13 protein-coding genes are annotated in these 17864 nt (G+C 49.4%); 3 read left to right on the top strand and 10 right to left on the bottom strand.

Annotated elements, in window-relative coordinates:
- Positions 1–83 precede the first annotated feature (83 nt).
- A complete protein-coding gene (locus ACZRMS_RS21945) occupies positions 84–1154 on the top strand; it encodes a DsbA family protein (RefSeq protein ID WP_169873026.1) in 1071 nt (356 codons plus the stop codon).
- Positions 1155–1211: 57 nt separating this feature from the next.
- On the opposite strand, the gene ACZRMS_RS21940 is transcribed toward ACZRMS_RS21945, so the two are convergent.
- The 5 genes from ACZRMS_RS21940 to ACZRMS_RS21920 are packed head-to-tail and all read right to left on the bottom strand — an operon-like array spanning position 1212 to position 9025.
- On the bottom strand, positions 1212–5675 hold the full coding sequence (locus ACZRMS_RS21940; protein WP_463997051.1) for an LPD1 domain-containing protein: 4464 nt from the start codon (positions 5673–5675) through the stop codon (positions 1212–1214).
- 2 nt (positions 5676–5677) lie between these two features.
- A complete protein-coding gene (locus ACZRMS_RS21935) occupies positions 5678–6811 on the bottom strand; it encodes a hypothetical protein (RefSeq protein ID WP_326427831.1) in 1134 nt (377 codons plus the stop codon).
- Between the two features lie 10 nt (positions 6812–6821).
- Entirely contained in the window at positions 6822–7886 is a 1065-nt protein-coding gene (locus ACZRMS_RS21930; protein WP_326427830.1) for a hypothetical protein, read from the bottom strand.
- Positions 7876–8520 carry a hypothetical protein gene (locus ACZRMS_RS21925; RefSeq protein ID WP_169873022.1) on the bottom strand — a complete coding sequence of 215 codons (645 nt, stop codon included), beginning with the start codon at positions 8518–8520 and terminating at the stop codon, positions 7876–7878. The genes ACZRMS_RS21930 and ACZRMS_RS21925 overlap by 11 nt, the downstream gene beginning before the upstream one ends.
- Positions 8513–9025 carry a type IVB secretion system protein IcmW gene (locus tag ACZRMS_RS21920; protein WP_169873021.1) on the bottom strand — a complete coding sequence of 171 codons (513 nt, stop codon included), beginning with the start codon at positions 9023–9025 and terminating at the stop codon, positions 8513–8515. Before ACZRMS_RS21920 ends, ACZRMS_RS21925 begins: the two co-directional genes overlap by 8 nt.
- Before the next feature lie 100 nt (positions 9026–9125).
- On the opposite strand from ACZRMS_RS21920, the gene ACZRMS_RS21915 reads away from it, so the two are divergent.
- Both ACZRMS_RS21915 and ACZRMS_RS21910 read left to right on the top strand, forming a co-directional pair.
- Positions 9126–9647, top strand: a complete 522-nt coding sequence (locus ACZRMS_RS21915) for a hypothetical protein (RefSeq protein ID WP_169873020.1) — start codon at positions 9126–9128, stop codon at positions 9645–9647.
- Positions 9580–11994 (top strand): DotA/TraY family protein, encoded by a 2415-nt coding sequence (locus tag ACZRMS_RS21910; protein WP_463997050.1) that lies wholly within the window; start codon positions 9580–9582, stop codon positions 11992–11994. The genes ACZRMS_RS21915 and ACZRMS_RS21910 overlap by 68 nt, the downstream gene beginning before the upstream one ends.
- Positions 11995–12070: 76 nt before the next feature.
- Here the strand turns inward: ACZRMS_RS21910 and ACZRMS_RS21905 are convergent, their stop codons facing one another.
- The 5 genes from ACZRMS_RS21905 to ACZRMS_RS21885 all read right to left on the bottom strand — a co-directional run bounded on the left by ACZRMS_RS21905 (position 12071) and on the right by ACZRMS_RS21885 (position 17545).
- A complete protein-coding gene (locus tag ACZRMS_RS21905) occupies positions 12071–12949 on the bottom strand; it encodes a hypothetical protein (protein ID WP_463997049.1) in 879 nt (292 codons plus the stop codon).
- Between the two features lie 1233 nt (positions 12950–14182).
- The gene (gene parM, locus ACZRMS_RS21900) at positions 14183–15250 is read right to left on the bottom strand and encodes a plasmid segregation protein ParM domain-containing protein (protein WP_463997048.1); all 1068 of its coding nucleotides are present in this window, start codon (positions 15248–15250) and stop codon (positions 14183–14185) included.
- 17 nt (positions 15251–15267) lie between these two features.
- A complete protein-coding gene (gene icmT, locus ACZRMS_RS21895; RefSeq protein WP_169873016.1) occupies positions 15268–15567 on the bottom strand; it encodes an IcmT/TraK family protein in 300 nt (99 codons plus the stop codon).
- Positions 15567–16778 (bottom strand): ATPase, T2SS/T4P/T4SS family, encoded by a 1212-nt coding sequence (locus tag ACZRMS_RS21890; protein WP_169873015.1) that lies wholly within the window; start codon positions 16776–16778, stop codon positions 15567–15569. The genes icmT and ACZRMS_RS21890 overlap by 1 nt, the downstream gene beginning before the upstream one ends.
- Positions 16778–17545, bottom strand: coding sequence for a type IV secretory system conjugative DNA transfer family protein (locus ACZRMS_RS21885; protein ID WP_463997047.1), 768 nt, complete (start codon positions 17543–17545; stop codon positions 16778–16780). The genes ACZRMS_RS21890 and ACZRMS_RS21885 overlap by 1 nt, the downstream gene beginning before the upstream one ends.
- Positions 17546–17864 lie beyond the last annotated feature (319 nt).

The following is a 17864-nucleotide window of genomic DNA, read 5'->3' as shown; positions in this document are numbered from 1 at the left end:
TAAATCGCTGATTACACCTCGCACCCTTCTGATTCAATTGTTCATCTTTCAACTTCAACCGCCATCAATGCTGGAGCACATGCATGACCTCTATCCATGAAAGGAAAACCCAATTTTTTACGCCCTCTAGGGTCAAATTCGGCGCTTTGGGCTTCGCCATTTTCGTTGGGCTTGGGGTCGGTGGCTATGTCCTTTACGGCAGTAAATCTGGTTTGGTTAATGCAGCTACGTCTGTTGACGCAACATCTAATGATATTGAGCATAGCGTTTCAGTGCCGGTTTCAACCCCGACTGGACCCGACACATCGCTCATTCAGCGCCTGATGCCAGACGCGCAAATTCGCGGTACCGAAAAAATCGATTTCGGCCTGGGTACTTATGTTTGGGAGGTCGACATGCTCGCGGATAAAGCGAACCTGCAATCGTCAGGGTTCGCTTACCTTTCTGCAGACGGCACCAAATTACTCAATGGGCCAATGATGGATAAACGCAGCCGCGTAATGGCTCTTAATCAGGCTCCAGTGGTACCCGATTTGCCTACAGCGCCAATTCGGCCTGATGTGAGTCAGATGCCTACTCAGGCTGCCCAAGATTTCAATCAGGAGCAGGCTTTCAACCCTCAGCCTGCCATTGAGGCCCAAGTAAAGAAGGCTGCATATCAACGTGAGCAGTTCTATGCAGGCATATCCCAGCTGAACTACATCAGCTCCACCACAGGCTCCAACATTGCTTACGTCTTATTTGATCCGTTGTGCTCTGCTTGCGCCAAGCTGTACAAACAGTCATCGGCTATAGCTGCTGCTTACGATGTAGAGTTCCGCTGGATTCCCATCGTTATCACTGAGCAGAGCTACCCTATCTCTGCACTGCTGCAGAAAACCTTCATGGCCGACAAGGGTAAAGGCCTTGAGGTTCTGGATCAGATCTTAACCAAGCAGTGGAAGGCTGAAGATCATTTGCTGGAAATTTCTGCGCTGACGGAGGCTGACTATGAACAGGTTAAGCCTGCAGTGACTGTCTTTGTTGAGATCGCACGCGCAGTACCTGGTATCGGTACACCTTTCGTGATGTTCAAAAATGCATCTAATCAGGTTGAGGCTTTTGGTGGCGTTCCGCTGTCAACTGACTGGGGTAGCTTGCAAGTTAAAAAGTAATTTGGTGTTGTTGAAACCCGCTTGCATTGCGCCAAGCGGGTGATGATGATTTGCGGCTTAGCCCATTCTCATCGATGGCTGACTGGCAACCGATGTCTCCCTTATTTCCCTGACTTCTGGTGGTAGGGGTAAATGCAGCGTAATACCCCTGCCTTCTGCTAGCCCTGACACTGCACCATTTCGGATAGCTAGCTCTCCAGTCATGAATGCGGAGAAAAGTGACTTCGCCTTCTCCCCTCCCAGTAGCGCAGCTACCTCTGTTACGCCGTCCACAAAGCCCCGCACTTTATAAAACTCCGTGAGTCTTTGCTCACTTAGGTCCAGCTTTCCTGCAGACCACATTTGGAAAGCGTACGCCTGCATCTCAGACGGACTTTCCATCGCGGCATTGATACCTACTTCCGAGAGGCCATGCATGCGCATGGCCTCTGTGACATACAGAGAGAGAGGTCCATCATTTCTAAACACTGTCTGTAGGGATAGACGTTCATCAGCGGTCAGTAGCTTAGCCTCGCACGCATGCCAAGCCTCGTGATAGAAGGTCTCGCGGTCAGCGTATTGCTCATTGAGCGCTAATACGTCGAGTGCCGAGCTGTAAAAGCCTGCCTTTGCGCCCTCTTCATTGAAGAGCATGAATTTTGGCGTCGAACGTTCAAACAATCGGTTCAACTCGTTCATACCCAGATCGACAATGTCTTGTGCCGATAAAGGGAATGAACTCCGCTCTTCACTGTGCAGTACAGGCATCTCAATGTCCCCAAGGATCGGATGAGTCACCTTACGGACCTCAAGCTCTACAGCTTCCAACAGAGGCGAAACCCATTTATTGATACGCTCAAGGTGTTCCTTGTTTGGGTAGGAAGCTCCACCTTTACCATCAGCTACCAAGTAATCATTTCTCTTGCCCTGATATTGGAGTTGGTCGGCGAACCATACCTCCATTGCCCTAGCAAACATTTCTGCTGGTTGCGCCAGATAGTCGTCGTCCTTCGAGGACGCCATCATGTCGGATAGTTCTACGTAGTTTCCAATTACTCCGGGGTCAGTACCTGGTGCGGGTTTACGCATGATGGCCACCTGCAAATCCCTGAATGCAGACCGTACTGGTTCACGCAGACTGGATTCATTGATTATTGGTAAAGCACCTGGTCGCTGTAACGAATAAGAAAAGGTATCGAGCAGGTCTTGCGGCTTACCCGTGTGGATATGGCCGAAGTGGTTGGCAAGGGCATGGAAGTATTCGTGGGCTAGAGAGCCATCTCCGGACATTCTCGTGAGATTGATCGCATAGTTGGCGGGCTCAAAGTGAGCAGCTGCTGAACGGCTCCCCCCCTCGCCACGTGAACCAATGCACAATCCAAGTCTACCCCCCAAACTAAGAGCCATTGGCTCCCAGCCGAGCACCGACGCAAAGTCCATCATAGAGTCATAGGAAAGATTCAAATGCTTCTCGCGTTCTTTTTGATTCGTCCAGTTACCGTACTCAACCCCGCTAAAACCGAAGGTCTTCAGAAAGTCCTCTGAAATTACCGACACACCTTTTCGGTAGTCATCCCCCACACGGACAACATCCCCGCGCATTACACGTGAACCCGAGGCTGGTCTTGTTACCTTTTTGGACTTCAGGTGATCATCCCACGTCGCATCTTTGAGAACGCTCCGCATAGAAGCCGAATCAGTGAAGGGGGAGTAGTGCCCTACTTTCAGTCCAGGCATTCCTCGTACCTTGATTTCTTTGTAAACCCCTTTCACTGAGTCGCTTTGGCACGTCGCACGAGTAAACAGCTTGAATTCAATATCAAGCAATGCACCATTAATGAATTTTGTATCATGCCGTTCTGTGTCCGGCAGTTCACCGCTCTTCACTTTCTCAATCAGATCAGCTGTACCGTCGCGCATACCCGCGATAAGGTCCGTAAACGCCTTTACATGCTCTGTGGCCAGCGACTTTGGGGCTTTCGGGAGGCTTTTCCACAACGTATCAATGGCTATCGCTGTGTGTAGGTGCAGCCCTTTCTCCTTCATTTCCTCAAAGCTTGTGCGCGGCCAGATCAACTCCCTCTTCACATAAATCTCTTTTTGTTCGGCGCTCATCTTTCCTGCGTGGAGCAACAAATCATCGCGGCTGAAGTTACGAATATCTTTGCGTGCATATCCTGCAACCACTCCAGTGTCTTGATAGTCACCACTAGCGCCCTCAACCACCTTTTCCAGTCCAGATCGTTCACCCGCGATCAATGAGCATAATTCAGGGTCCGAGAATGAAATTGCGTCGAAAACTGCAAACTTTGCTTTGAGTTTGTATACCTCTTTCGTTTGAACCATCGCTTTGCCGAGTACCGCATCTCGGTTTTCAAGGACTGCATCGTCCGTACCTGGAACACCAAATGTATAGTATTTTTTCTTCTGACCTAACGCGGCGAGTGCAACAACAACACCCTGGTTTCCCCTGAGATTATTTGTGACTGCTTTAATGACTCGTTGGAAACCTGACTCTGACCATTCAGTGATACGGCCTTGAAACGATCTCATTAGCTCGTTCTTAACCCACTCGGCAACCTTGCTCTCATCTGCATTCTTCGTGGCTTCAATCGCCTTGCGGAAGCGTGCAACAAGCGGAAAGGAATCCAAACGCAGCTTAGCCACCGCAAGCTCTTCAGTGCGCTCTCCAACCAAGTCGTTGACTGAAAGGGCCTCAAGAACCTGCTCCATTGCAGAAACAGCGTCAGCATGGTTTTCCAGGGGGATGATGCGCATCCGCTTTGGGCTGGTGCAGGTGAGGTGAGGGATCTTTCGAGATAGATCTGCCACCTCGCTACTTTCATAGCTCATCGACATTTGAGCGAATGAAAGCTTCGCGTCAATTGGTTGGATGCTTGCATGCGTTGGGCTTTGAAGCTCGCGCAAGATGTCAGCTACAGATACCAGAGAGACTGTGTCGTGGGAGATGCCAAGACTCAGCTGCCCATGGCTCATACCCCTAACATCGCTGGGCACCGGATAGTTGAAAAGAGTGAGGCTTACTCCTTCGCCTTTCTCAATTCCGTATAGCGCTTCTTTGGCGACACCATACTTGTCACCTGCAACAGTGATAATCGACATGAGTTGATTTTGGGTGATATTGCTTCCCAGTCCGGAGGACTCCAGTTCATTGAGCGCATTCGTAACGCGATAGCCTCTATAGAACTCAAGCGGGATAGCGCTTTCAACGCCTGCAGCTGCGCCGAGGGATTGGGCATCTCTTTCAAATTCGGCAATACGTAACCGCAGCTGCTCGTCTAACTCACTGGCCACTTGGTCATAATGTATCAGCCCGTTATCAAGGACCATTGCTGGGGTTACAGAATCAGTGACAGAGTAAAAGCCGAGTCCATTATATGAGCCGATTCTCACCGCTAAACCTGCGCTTGATGGGGTCATCGAGCGATTTTGGGCGAGACAAAAGCCTATTCCTGTTGGACCATAATAATGTTGTGAGACTGCATGTAGATTTGACTCGATTGATTCCAGTACACCCTGTACTTCATCGAGCATTACTGCGAGCGCGTCGTCATCTTTGGCCCTACTTGATAAATCCACTTTCCAACGATCTTGGGGGAAGTAGATGCACGTCTTGAGGAATGCAACAACTGCTTGCCCTGCTTCATTCGACAAGTCAGCAAGGCGGAACTCAATCGTAGGTTTGTAGGGTGCTGTAGAGGTATTCGCAAGCTCGGACCCAGCTGCCACACTCTGGTTTCTAGACCACTCTTCACCTGCATCCAAAAACTGAACCTGTTGTCGACTGACTTGGCCAAGTGTGGATGCAGAGATCCCGCCAACAAAGCGAGGGCCCCCTTCATAAACCCAGACTTTGGCATCCCCCACGCGCAGTGGCATTGCCAGTCGGCCCTTGTGAATCACGCCCTCGGAGTCAGCCCAATTCACGGTGTCGCCACTATGCAAAATGCATTTGCCACGCGGCACCACCTGATTAAGGTCAACTCCTCCCCAGCCTTTAAACGCGGCGTAATCGAGCGCATCTCCCACTAAGGTTTTCTGGTGACGCATCCTGGCAAACGCCAACTCTGCGACGGCGTCAGCTTCTGGTGTGGAGTCACCTGCTAACGCCGACTCCACATGACTCCACGCTACAGCCTTGGAGGTAACGTCATGGAAGCTCATCTCAAAGAGCACAGCATCCAAGTTACTTTGCCAAAGCTTAACAATTTCGTCCTGAACGGAAAGAGGCACTGGGTTTACCTGGGTCTCCTCTTGCGCGTTGACCAGATCCTCGGGCCGGAATCCAGTCAGAATAATTGAGGGCGAAAGGTACTGGAACTCTGACTGGGTCACCGGTCCAACGCGCAGCCATGCGCGACTCCCCTTTTTGAACCCCAGATCGTCCAGACGTGCGCTCCAATCTGCTGGGGCGCGCTCGACAGTGGTTATGAGCTTGTTCTTCACCATCACGGGATTGAACAAGGCTTCTCCGTGCTGCCCCCAAATGGAGGGAAGCGAGGAATCACGAACAGTTGCCATTCCTACATCCTTGGGCTTGAGTTGTACCCGAAGGTCTCAGCTACTTTGCTGAACATTGACTTGAGAAAATCGGCAACCTGGTCAATTAACTTGTCGAGACGTTGGCTCAGCGTATTCCCATTATGGTCATGGAGGGAGTCGAGCATTTCCTTGTGCTTATCGCTGACGCCCTTCAGTTTGTTGGCGATCTCGCCTTCAAGGTGATCACCGGATAAACCCGCCGCGACACCAGCCAATGCAGCCTGATTGGTCTTGGTCGATAGAGTGCCAATAGACTGAAGCAGGTCGTCAAACATCTGCCTGTTAGCAGGATTTGCCATGAACTCCTTCACGAACTCAGTCTTGTGGTCCCCTTTAAGGCCCTTGATGCCAGCCTTAAACCCATTGGCATCTAACCTATTCAGGATTCCGTCCATATTCTGAATATGAGAGTCCATTTCCCCTGTCAGCTTTGTGTACTTACGGGTGTTGATCGAGGTATTGATCGAGTTTCCACCAGCGCGGAACATTTGAGCCAAGCTCGCGAGACCGGCACCGCCGAGCATGCTCATGCCTTGGATCAAACCGACTTCCTGGCGCTGAGCTTGTTGGTCGCCCAACATGCCTGGTGCTTGAGCCCGCGCAATACCTTCTGAGGTATCCGAGCCCTGTTGACGCTGCGCTGCAGCGAAAGCAGCGTTGATGTCATCAGCATTGTTTGTGGGACTCTGTGATAACGAATCACCAGCTGGGTTTTGGGAAGGCGCTTCACCGAATGATTCACCCAGTTGATCCATCAGGCTATCCTGCGAAGCGTCTGCAGGGTTCAATGAGGCCTTCTCTGTTTCTGCATCAGCTTTCGGCTCTAAATCTGTGCCAAGATCCAATTCTTCGTCGAAGAGAGCCGCATCGAGCAAAGCATCGTCTGTCATCTCCTCGCTAGATACCTCGGAATCGGTTTTGCCTTGAGAAGCAAATGCACTGCTTAGAAGAGCGTCCATATCGCTTAGGTCTAGGCTTGGCTCAATTCGTAGATCGTTGTCTGCGCGATCAAGAGCAGCTTGTGCTCGTACAGCTTGCAACTCCTCTTCTGCGGAAATACTTGTATCTAGGCTTGCAGTAAGCTTTGTATCTGACTCAATTTCATTACCCAACATAAAAATCTCCTTAGCGTGTCTGCAAGCCATCTTTTGAAATTTCACGAATTTCTTTCATTGCAGAAAGAATAGACTGTTCGCGTTGTATCTTATTACTGCGACCCTGCTGATAGAGCAGCTCTGCTTGCGCGAGAACCATTTCTTTCAATAAAGAAACCTCACTCACGTTTGTAGCTACCCCCTTGATCCAAGAAGGCGACAGCGCTCTGTAATTGGCACCCAATTCATCAACCTGGTACGAAGATAACTTGCCAGTTGTCCAAAGCGCTTTTGTTTCTTTATCCATGCTCTCGACATAATAAGACAACTGATCTTTAAATGACTCAGAGTTGATATATTGAATGCGCGAACTTTCGTCCTGATCGAGAATGAATTGAGCCGCTTCTTGGCGGCTCTTAAGCACCTTCATCTGCGACAAACCTTCCCGTTCACCCTGCGAACCGTTTTTCTCTATGCGCAATATTTCTTCGGCGGGTGGTAACTCCACAGGATATGGGTTAGTAGTGGCATCTCGGACCAGCCGGTGCTTTGCAATTGCTGCGGCATCGTTTGGAATAGGTTCGCCAGAGAGAATGATAGTTGGATCAGATTTTTCTTTCTCGGCGAAGACTTCTAGCACCTTTGTAATCGAATATTCTTTCCGACTTTCACCTGGGGGTAGATTAGCGCCACGAGAATTATAGCTCGCTGTTTTTAAGGCTAAAGTCTTTCGCACTGCCGACGATGCGCCTTTACTTCCTGACCGGATACCTGCTGTTGCTGCCTGCGAACACGCGAGTCGAGGCTTGGCAATAGACGGGTCCATTGTGTATGCGTTCTTAATACGCTGCTCAGTCACACCCTGCGATGTTGCAATAGCAGTTTGAATGCCCAGCGATGTCCGCATGACATAGTCATCGGCATTAAGTAGGGCTTCGGTTTGCATACGCATAGCATCGATTATGGAATGCGCGGCGTTAAAAGTCGCATCTTGGCAGTTGTAACAATAAACAGGTATGCCAACAGCAAATGACTTCGAAGACGCTGCTAAGATTGCCGTGGCAAGAGCAACCTGCAAGATTTTTTTAGAGCCCATCCATAGCATCCTTAACACCTTTATCAATGGTGTTTTCAATACGTGGAGTTCGGTCACTAGCAGCGTTAGGCAAGCTATTCGTAACTGCTTTAGTTTGCTCTCTAGAAATTTCTCGTGCCTTGGCTGCAGCAGCATCTGCCACCTTATCTGCGACGATAGCTCCAAAGTCATAGGTTTCAGTTTGAACACCACCGGAGCCATTAGTTGCTCCAACACCTATAGATGCGACTCCATAAGGATCTGAGATGTTGTAACTCAATTTTCCAGCAATGCCAGATATAAAGTCATTCGCAAACTTACAACTCATATCGCGAATTTTAGCCATAATACCGCTCATTAAGGCTCCAGTTGATGGGATTCTCATGCGCAGCAAGGTATCTAACGTGTCAAGAATAGGCAGGCACGACGCATCCTTAACGTTGGGGGCGGTTTCGATCTGATTTGCAATTGGCACTTCAAGATTTTTCTTGTAAATACCAACTGCCATTTCGTCCATCTTCCGAACGTTGGCAGTCATCATGTCATCGATGTCGCAAGCCGAATCCGTAGTGGTTACGGATTCAGCTTGAGCAAAATTAATTGGCAGCACTAAACAACCGCACAGCAGTAGTGCTGTTGGCTTCAGCTTATTCATGTCGGGTTTCTCTGATGGTTCTGATAGCTTCTGCTATCGCATTGGTTCGGTTATCACCGAAAACCCGCCCTAAAAGCTCCCCCCTGTGCACGACCATTACTCGCTCAAAAAACAGATCCGCAAACCTGCCTGATCCACCGCCCACTCGACCCAACGCCAGTGCAAAACGGTTTACAAAATTCGGCGAATTCCTGTCCATTACCTCTAGCAGCCTAAAGAACCTGGAAGACGCCACCCAAGCCAGTAATTCTGCGAGCGCCGCTGCCATGTAGGGCTTATGCATGTCCTTTACCCATGACTCGTGCTCGCTTAGCTCGATGAGTTGATTCAACACCCCGTCAAGCTCTTCATCACCGCCTTTGTTCAGCCAAACCTCTTGGCTATCCATCCAAGTCATCAACCGGGCCAGAGAATCTCCCAAGTCTTTCCAGCGCTGGGCGACGACAGCAGAGTCAAGCAAACCCCCATCTAGACTGGCTCCATGGGAGCAAACTGATTCACTCAAGGTGTTCTCCCTAAACCTTTTTAACAATGTATCGTATTTTTATACCATACTTATTCGAGCTTGCCTAAACGGCGTGTAGTAGCCCATAGCGAGAATAAACATGGAAAAAACCACCCCCACGGACCTGCGACCTGAGGCTGCTAGCGCCCAACCAATGCAGGCGCCTAGTCCAAAAAAAGGGAGCCCTTTTGTTGGCGCCCTCAAGTGGTTGCTCGCCACCAAATCTTGGTCAAATCAAGCGTCCATCCTTAAGAAGCGTGGGTCATTCCCCCTTCTACGCCATGTACTGAAGAACCAAGTCATTTCGAATCGAATAATTATTCCGACGGAAGCCATCAGCGACCACCTGATCGCGAAGTCAATTATTGGCCATCGGATAATTCTCGCTGCGTCATCAATTACGTGTTTTTACTCGCTCATGCTCATTCCTCGCGGAGTGGCCATTGGCATAAAACTAGACTCTTGGTTCAACGCCTCTCTTGTACTTGCCACACCATTACTTATTTACTCAGGCCTGAAGATCTTGATGAGTCTGAAGGTATTAAGGGCTTTAAATGAAGAGCTTGATTCAAGAGAGCATGCACAGGCTCAATCTACGGTTAATGGTGGCGCTGATGCTTAAGCGCAATATTTCAATTCCTAGGTATGGTTTATACATAGCGGCGTTGACCCTTCTCTTTGGGGCTGGCCTGGCGCATGCAGACGAGGGATTCAAAATTGAATCACTCGCTTCCGTTTCGAATGCGGGTTATGACTTTGGGCAAAAAATAATAAACTGGGTCACCTACGGTTCTGACACGGGGTCGCATGGCGAGAAGTCTTTGCTCTCTGTGCTTTCCTTGACGCTAAATACCATTGGCCTATTCATGATGGCTGTGCTGATGGTTTTTGGTGGTGGCAACTACATCATTCAAACCGCCAATAAAGGCGTCCCTGGTGGACAAGTTATTTCATCTTTCTGGATGCCTCTGCGTATGGCAGTGGCTAGTCTGATGATGATTCCACTGACATCAGGTTTCTCTGCAATGCAATATGGAGTCACTTCTGTTGCAGAGATGGGTAATACCCATGCAAACATACTTGAAGAAAAAGGGCTAAATTATATCTACGATTTCGGCGTCTATCGTCCAATATCAATTATAAATGGTGAGGATGTAATTTTTAGTTGGATAGGTTCTGAAGTTTGTAGGCAATACATCAATTCCTATACCAAAGCAGAAACAATCGGATATACAGTCTCGACTGTTGGAGATGTGCACAAAGGTTTTGTCAATAAAATTCAATACCCTTACAAAGAGTCCTCAAGCTCCTTTCGAGCGGCGAACCCTCGTTCAGAATACTGCGGTGCGATCACCATTAGCGCACCTGCAAAAGGCAAAATCCCCGATAGCACTGGTATGGCGGAATTCGCTAAGAAAACTGATATTTCTACCCAAGTAGCTACAGATGCCCAGTCGAAGCTGGTTTCTTTATTGAATGGGCTCCGTCCTGAAATCGCCTCTATAGCTGCAAAAATTATGGCAGATCAAAGTGCACTGCAAAATATGCAGTCAAACGGATCAGGGGCTCAAGCAACCTTTGAGAAAGCTTTAAATGAGGCTAGAGGAAAATCTTCAGGCTTAGTAGGCGAAATAAATGCGGTACTAAAAAAATACAACGAAGGCCGTCAATCAATTGTTGCTCAAGCTGTTAACACAGCCAACACTGCTGGGCGCGACGGTATGGACTGGAAAAAGCAGACCATTGATGGTGGCTGGCCATTGCTAGGTACTGTCTTCTGGCAGGTGAGTAACGGGCAGTCTCAAATCAATAGCCTGGCCCAACTCATGGTGGCCACAACCTCGGACCCTCAGATTGATGGTGAGTGGGCTCAGGACCAAAGGCTCGACGAGTTGTCCCAGCGAGTGGTCAACGTCAAAAAAGCATACGGAAGTTCAGGCGCCAGCATGCTGGCAGATGGCTCTCCAGGCCAAGTGATACCGTCACTCTCTGCAATATCAATGTCAGGGAGTGAGGGTGCTGGCATGTACGATGCCATAAAAATGTCCCTTTACAACATGCTCAGCTCTATCACAAGAAGTGCTTTGCAGATGAACTCGCCAGATGACCTGATCATCAACATCCAGTTTATCGGGTCGGCAATTGGTGCAGGCGCTGAAGCCATGTATTTGACTAAAGCGGGCGTATTTACAGGCGCTACCTTCCTTGCAAAAACGGCTGAGATGGCAGGCGATGCTTTAAGCTCTAACGTGTTCTCGTGGGCCACTGGAACTGGCACAGCAGCAAAGTTTGTTGGTGGCGTTGGATCGGTGACGATTGCCGTCATTGATGCCATGTCAAAATTCTTGTTTCCACTCATAGACCAAATGCTGGCGATATTGATTGCCGTTGGATTTATAGCTGGTGTGGTCCTTCCAACAGTCCCGCTGAGCATCTGGTTTATGGGTGTTATCTCATGGATGCTTTTCTACATTGAATGCTTGCTTGTCTCCCCTTTCTGGCTAGCCGCACACGGGACTGCAGAGAAAGAGGGTTGGGGCACTGAACATACCCGCCAGGGCTACATGCTAATGATTGGTCTGTACTTAAATCCAATTCTGCGTGTGGCTGGTTTTTTTGCGATTTTTATTGCCCTCAAGCCGGTTGCATACCTCGTCTCGTGGTTTTTTGACTACATAGCAGGCGTGCTTCAATCTGGGTTCGTGAACCTGTTTTCATCTGTTGGCGGCGTCGTCATTGGGATCTTGTTCGCCTATACCGCAATCATTCGGTGCTTCTCTCTCCCCTCTGAGCTTTTTGAAAAGGGATTACGCTGGGTCAACGGTGGCCACGAAGTTACAGGCGATGGACACAGCGAAGAAAAGGCCCGAGGCAACTTCATGGCATTTGTGAGTAAAGGCGAGCATGCCGCCTCTCGTCCAATGCAGTTTGCTCAGAAGAAACCTTCACCAGCTACGGGGCCTGGCTAAGCACAAATTATCTTGGCAAAAAAAAACCAGCTCAATGAGCTGGTTTTTTTGGCCTGTAGCAAAGGGATGGTCAACCTCACTTCATCAACGGTACTGCCATGCTACCCACTGCCAGGATGACGAATGCGAACATAAAAAGACCTGCAAGTGGATTTGACCCCGTCACCATCAGCTTGTTGAACCAAGTACCTGATTCTGGTTGTGCAAAGACAAAACCATCACGATATGCAACCTCCAACCATTTCCGCATCATGGTTACACCTGCCACCTGAAACGCAAGAACCGAGGCAACTGCGAGCACACCGATAGTGAAAGCTATCTTAGCCAAGCGGTATAGGAAGTCCAACAAGCCGTCCCGCATCAGCAGCAGACCCGCAACACCTTCTACTAAGTCTACGGCCTTGCCTGTATTCCATGGGAGGACATAGGCCCACTCAATCAGCACCACGCCAATCACTGAACCAGCAACAAGCATTGGATAACTCTCACGCGCATAGCTGTAGCCAGAGAGCTTTCCAGCGATCACTGCGTTACGAAGAGCCCCCACTGCTCGTGGGCCAAAGACCAACAAAGAAAGTAGCCCGACTACCAGGCACCCTGCGCCCACTTTCATCTGCATGAATGCAATCGCAAAGAACACCAAAGCAACGAACCAAGCTGAAACTTTCCAAAGGGGCCAGACTTCGCTGAACCAACTCCCAGTCGATTCGCGGCTGTAGTAGAACTTGTACTTGCGCTGAGCCCCTTCACCTTTCGAAGCAACGCCCATAGCACCGTAGCGTTGCGCTAGGCAAAGAAGAATCTTTGACTCCACGCCTAGTGGACCACCCATCCATGGCAGCGCCACAGGAGCCTGGGGATTGCTGCGCACAGACTGAGCAGCTTGGTCGAGGATTTCATTACAAGCGCTGAAGCCTGTAGCCTTTCCGTTCAAGTAATCCGTTTTGGTATTCATTTGTCATCCCTAAGCATGGTCTAAATTGGCCTGATCCTATACTGCTGCCAAAACCCCTCTGTGTCAATAAATAAATACCATATTTTTTTATTAGAATGCCTGCGTCTTCAATGGTAGGATGCGCCCCATTCAATACTACGCAACCTCGGGATTCATATGGCAGGACGACCTCGGCTCGAAGGCAACCACGTCACGGCCACCACTTTTAAACTACGCCCTGAGCTACTACAGGTCGTTACAAGTGGAGCCTATGCCCTCTCTCAACATCTAACGCGTGAACATCCTAAAAACCGGCCGCATTCACCCAATAACGCTCTTTGGGTACGCTCGTTGATTTCATTCGCTTTTGACAACAGATCTTGTGTCTCGCATGAAGCTCAGAAGGCTTCAATCGCCGCTGTGACCGCTCGTGTAGACAAGCCGATACTATTAAGCTTGAAATACTCTGAGGAGATTAGGGTCAAGTTGCGGAAGATAGAATGCTCCGTCCAGGCTTTGGACTGGACTGTCGATTTCAATAGTGGTGCCACCCTGAACTTCATCGTCATGGTGTACGGAGAGCACTTCAATCGTTCGCTTGAGTAGTGCCCTACCCGCCTCAATCGAGCAAAGCTCCTCTTAGTCTGCATAAAAAAAGGGGCCCTAGGGCCCCTGCTTCAATTTCTATTATCCAACTACCCCATTGCGCTCAGCAAATTGCCTCGTGGCCTACTGTGCACCTGCGCTGGTGATGGAGCTTTGTCACTCGAATCTACACCTTTTCCATCCGCTTCAATCTCTCGAATTACGTTCCCGATGATTGCGCTAGGTGCTTCCTGAGTCCGAACAGCCTGTACCCTATCCATGGTTTCCAAAACAACCTCAGGCTCGCTTGATTCAGGGATTTCCACCTTGGCCACAACGGGAGCCCGGTGAGGTTCTGAATGGTGCGGAGCCTGTGACTCAACAGATCTTAGGCGGGGTTGATGCCCGACTTCGACAATCGTGGATGCAACGACTGACTGTCCTTCGTCTTGGCGCAGTTTGGACTTTAGGGCATCAAGCAGGAACTCTTGCAGTACTCCTGCCTCTTTCATGGACTCAATCATGTCCATTAGCCGACTCTTTTCACTGTTAAGCGCAACGTCGCTTTCGGTGGCACGGAGCATGAATTGTACGCGAGTCTTAATTTGGCGCGCCGATGCGATAGGTTTGCGTCCAACCATTTAAATATCTACCTGGTGATAATCGATGTCAGACTTTTTCCTGCCCTGTCATGTACTTGAGTACGCCGCGAGCATTTGCAAACTCATCTCCAATGCTGCAGACAGGTACAGCATTTCTCAATGATTCTCCGAAAAGCACTGCACCGCCACCAACGAAGTGAATGACCTCAAAATCGTTCATGCGACCTGCCTTCGATTGCATATACGACACAACACGTTGTGTAACAGCTCGGAAAATCACCTGCAGATCAGCGTTCAGATCATGTACTTGGCCACCTGCCTTGTGTGTGCCGGTCTCCATGATACGAGCTAGCGCCCGAGGGGACAGTGCGGACTCATACCCTCCGGAACTGAAGCGTTTCTGATAGGCCTTGTTGATCTCTTCTTTGGCATCAAGCACGCCGATTTTGGCAGTACCTGAGTGAGTGTGGTCGATCATAATATTGCCATCGACCATTCGAATGCAGACGATGTCAGTAGTTGATCCACCAATATCGACGATCAGTACGCTACCGTCATTTTCACTCAGATCTTCGAACGCGTCAGTTTGGTTACAACTTTCATCTAGTGCCCAGTCGTAGAATGCGCTCATACCTTCAGGGAAGACCCTGGCGCCTACGATTTTAACCTTCACTTTGTTGTGTTCTGCTACCACGTTGTTCTTGAGGAAATTCGCCTGGGAACGCTCTTGAATTTCAACGTTCATCTGCCCGTCGACATTGAAATAGTCGGCGAATGGGAGCGTCACTCCGATTTGAACCTGCTTACCTGCCAAGCCGGAGCGGATCAACGCATGATGCATTAGCACCCTGTTTGCCTCTACAAATGGGTAGTTCGAGTTGCGAAGGTCAAGAGGCTGTGTGATTGCCGAGCTGCAGGTGTAGGTATTGGTGACGTCTCCCTCTTCTGACAATACTTCGTAGGTGTCTTCCTTCACACCGCCCACACTAGTAAGTGTTGAGCCACCAATCTGGATGCTGGTATCGACTTTTGTGCAGATGATCTTCTGTTCTTCGTCGAAAAAAACGATTTTGTGAGATGCGTAGCCATTGTCGTCAGCTGCGAGCACTACTTTTTGTTGCGGCTTCTTAGTCATTATCAGCACCTAAATTTTCAATACTTGGCCATTCTGGCCATTTTTCGATTAGTTGTTTTTGTCCGAAACGGTCCTGCGAAGTAATGCCTGAGCCGTTTTAGTGCGTACATCACCGTCCAGCCTCTACGCTCAAGAACAACCAGCACTACGATCACGCAAAAACAGACTTTCACGGTGATCCAAAAGGGCAGAACTGGAAGAATGAGCAGCGGAACCAGAACGCTTGTATGAGCTTCCAGTACCTTGAAACTGATTTTTGACTGCTTGCTTACAAATGCGGTGTTAACCACCTCGCCCTTCGGTGTTGTTAGCAGCATCAGATGAACTCCGATTTCAGCTCTCGCTCAAGGGCATACAGTGTCGACTCATCGATGTTGCCGAGTTTGAATTGCCCCTCAGCTGAGGCAAGCAAGCTCAGCCCCTCACGTTCCGTAGCCTCTTTAACAAGCAGCGGGACTTTATCGATGTTGCTCTTCAGCAATTCGTTTCGGATGTCTTGTGTGAACGCCAGAGCCGAACGAATAGCAACAAGCCCATGACCATTCTTGTTTCTTAACAGCCGCTGATGAACGATTAGCCTGGTGTTATCGATCAATGCGTTGGTGACCCGTATGCGTTCGTTTGCTGGAAACGCATCAACCATCCTTGGGATAGTCATGTGGGTACTGCTGGTGTGTGAGGTCGTGTAGGTCGTGTGTGCTGACATCGAGGCCATAACTGCACCATCAATTGTCTCTCTGTCACGTGCCTCGCCAAATACGACCTGGTCGGGATGGCGACGGAGCATATTTCTCACAGCTAAGTCCCATTGCTTGATGTGAGCACCATGACCCGGACGCCCAATTTCCGACTGAATCACTTGACCTGTAATACCTGGGATGTCGTTTAGATCATTTTCAATTGGCGCGTAAAACGTTATGACCCGTTTGGCAGGGAACCCTGTGAGATTTCTGCGCAGAATTGAGTCGAGCAAAGTCGTTTTGCCAGAGCCCGTTGGACCCGTGACAATCACGATCCCAGACGATGGTTGAGAGTTTTCAATGATGTACGGCTCGATTCCTAGCTGCTCAAGCGGGACCACATCCTTGCCTGTAGGTCTAAAAATTATCTCCAGACCTTCGCCCCCACCAGCGGCCAAACAACCTGTAGCGCAGCAACGGAAGCGAATAGGCTTCTTAACGCCCTTACTCACGATGTAATTGAAGTCTCTAGGTTCGGCCCGCGAGATCTCAAGGGCTGCGTTTGGGTCATTCACCAGACCGCCCAATAGTTCCTGCATTTCTTGCAGATAGAACTTACGCTCACCGAAACGGTAAAGCGTTCCACCTGCTTTCATGACGATCATGTCGCCATTCACCAGAATCAAATCGGACACTTTGTTAACGACGCAGTGCAAAAGAAGCGCGTCCAAGAAATCAAGGTTGAGCCGAATTGGCACCTCAATGGTCGGGGCCTCAAGGATTTTGTTGAGGACCAGAGAAGCAACCACACCTTCACGTTGCTCAGCTGGTTGAGCATTGCTCTTCATTAACGCGTCCATATAGGTGCCCACGTTTGGCTATTTGTGAAGTTGCCCAGCTGGCCTATACCTATAATTTGCTCACCTACGTTCATGGTCCGGCCTTGGAAAGTCACTTGTGAGTTCACCACTTTCAGATCAGCTGGTGAAAACATCGCTCGCGATTCCAGGGTCACGTATTGGTGGCGCCCTTCCACAGCCTTCGTAAGCTGATTCACGCGATCCTTGAACATCTCATCGGCTTGATAGATGCCCGCATTCCATCCTTCTAGTAAGGAACGCTTCCACTCACTTGTTTCGAAGTCATCGCGTGGGAAAAGAGCCTCATGGGGTAACTCAGGTTTTTCGTATCGCTGATACACGTAGTCCCTCCATGTAGGGACCGAGGAGACCACCTGGGCCTCTTCCTGAACGGTGTAACCGGCTTTGACTCGGTGCACCAAGCCGTTTTCCTTTGTGTACTGATCTCGAACCTCAGTAATCGCAGGTATGAGCAGGTGCCCGTCTCTAACGAACTGCGCAAAGTTGAAGGCCACATTGAGTTTTGGCTCAACAGCTTCGAGATAATCCATGATCATCCCGTACCGATAGGCCAAGGCTGTTTGCGCACCCACGCGAAGACCTTCTTGACGCAAGGCATCGGTCCGAAGCTTTCCGCCCTCATCATTGGAAAGCTCTTTCTTGTCTCGCCCCTTCAATTCGCCAATCAATCTCAACTCAGCAGGAGCCTCGATTTGCGATGCGGGCATTTCAGCTACCGGAAAATCGACCATCATTTACCCCGTATAAGAATACTAAACATTGTTACTCGGGACTTTATCACACCTCCAACTCTTGATCTCAGGGGAAGGAGGTGGATGTTCTGTACCACTTGATGCTTAGTAATGTACCACACGTTTTCTATTTACGTACCACATGATGGCCATTTTTGTGCCACATAAATGGCAATTTTCGCTAGCTACAATGCTCTATTACTCATGATCCACCGTGGCTGGTTGCCGAACCTTGAATTAGCCGTAGCTTAAAAAAGTTATTTAAAAGCCGTTCAGTGGCCATTTAAAAGCCATTAAGTGGTCATTTCTAAGCCATTAAGTG

This window comes from Pseudomonas sp. B424 (assembly GCF_055408345.1).
Note: the sequence above shows the minus strand (reverse complement) of the source record. Positions and strands in the feature narration are given on the sequence as shown.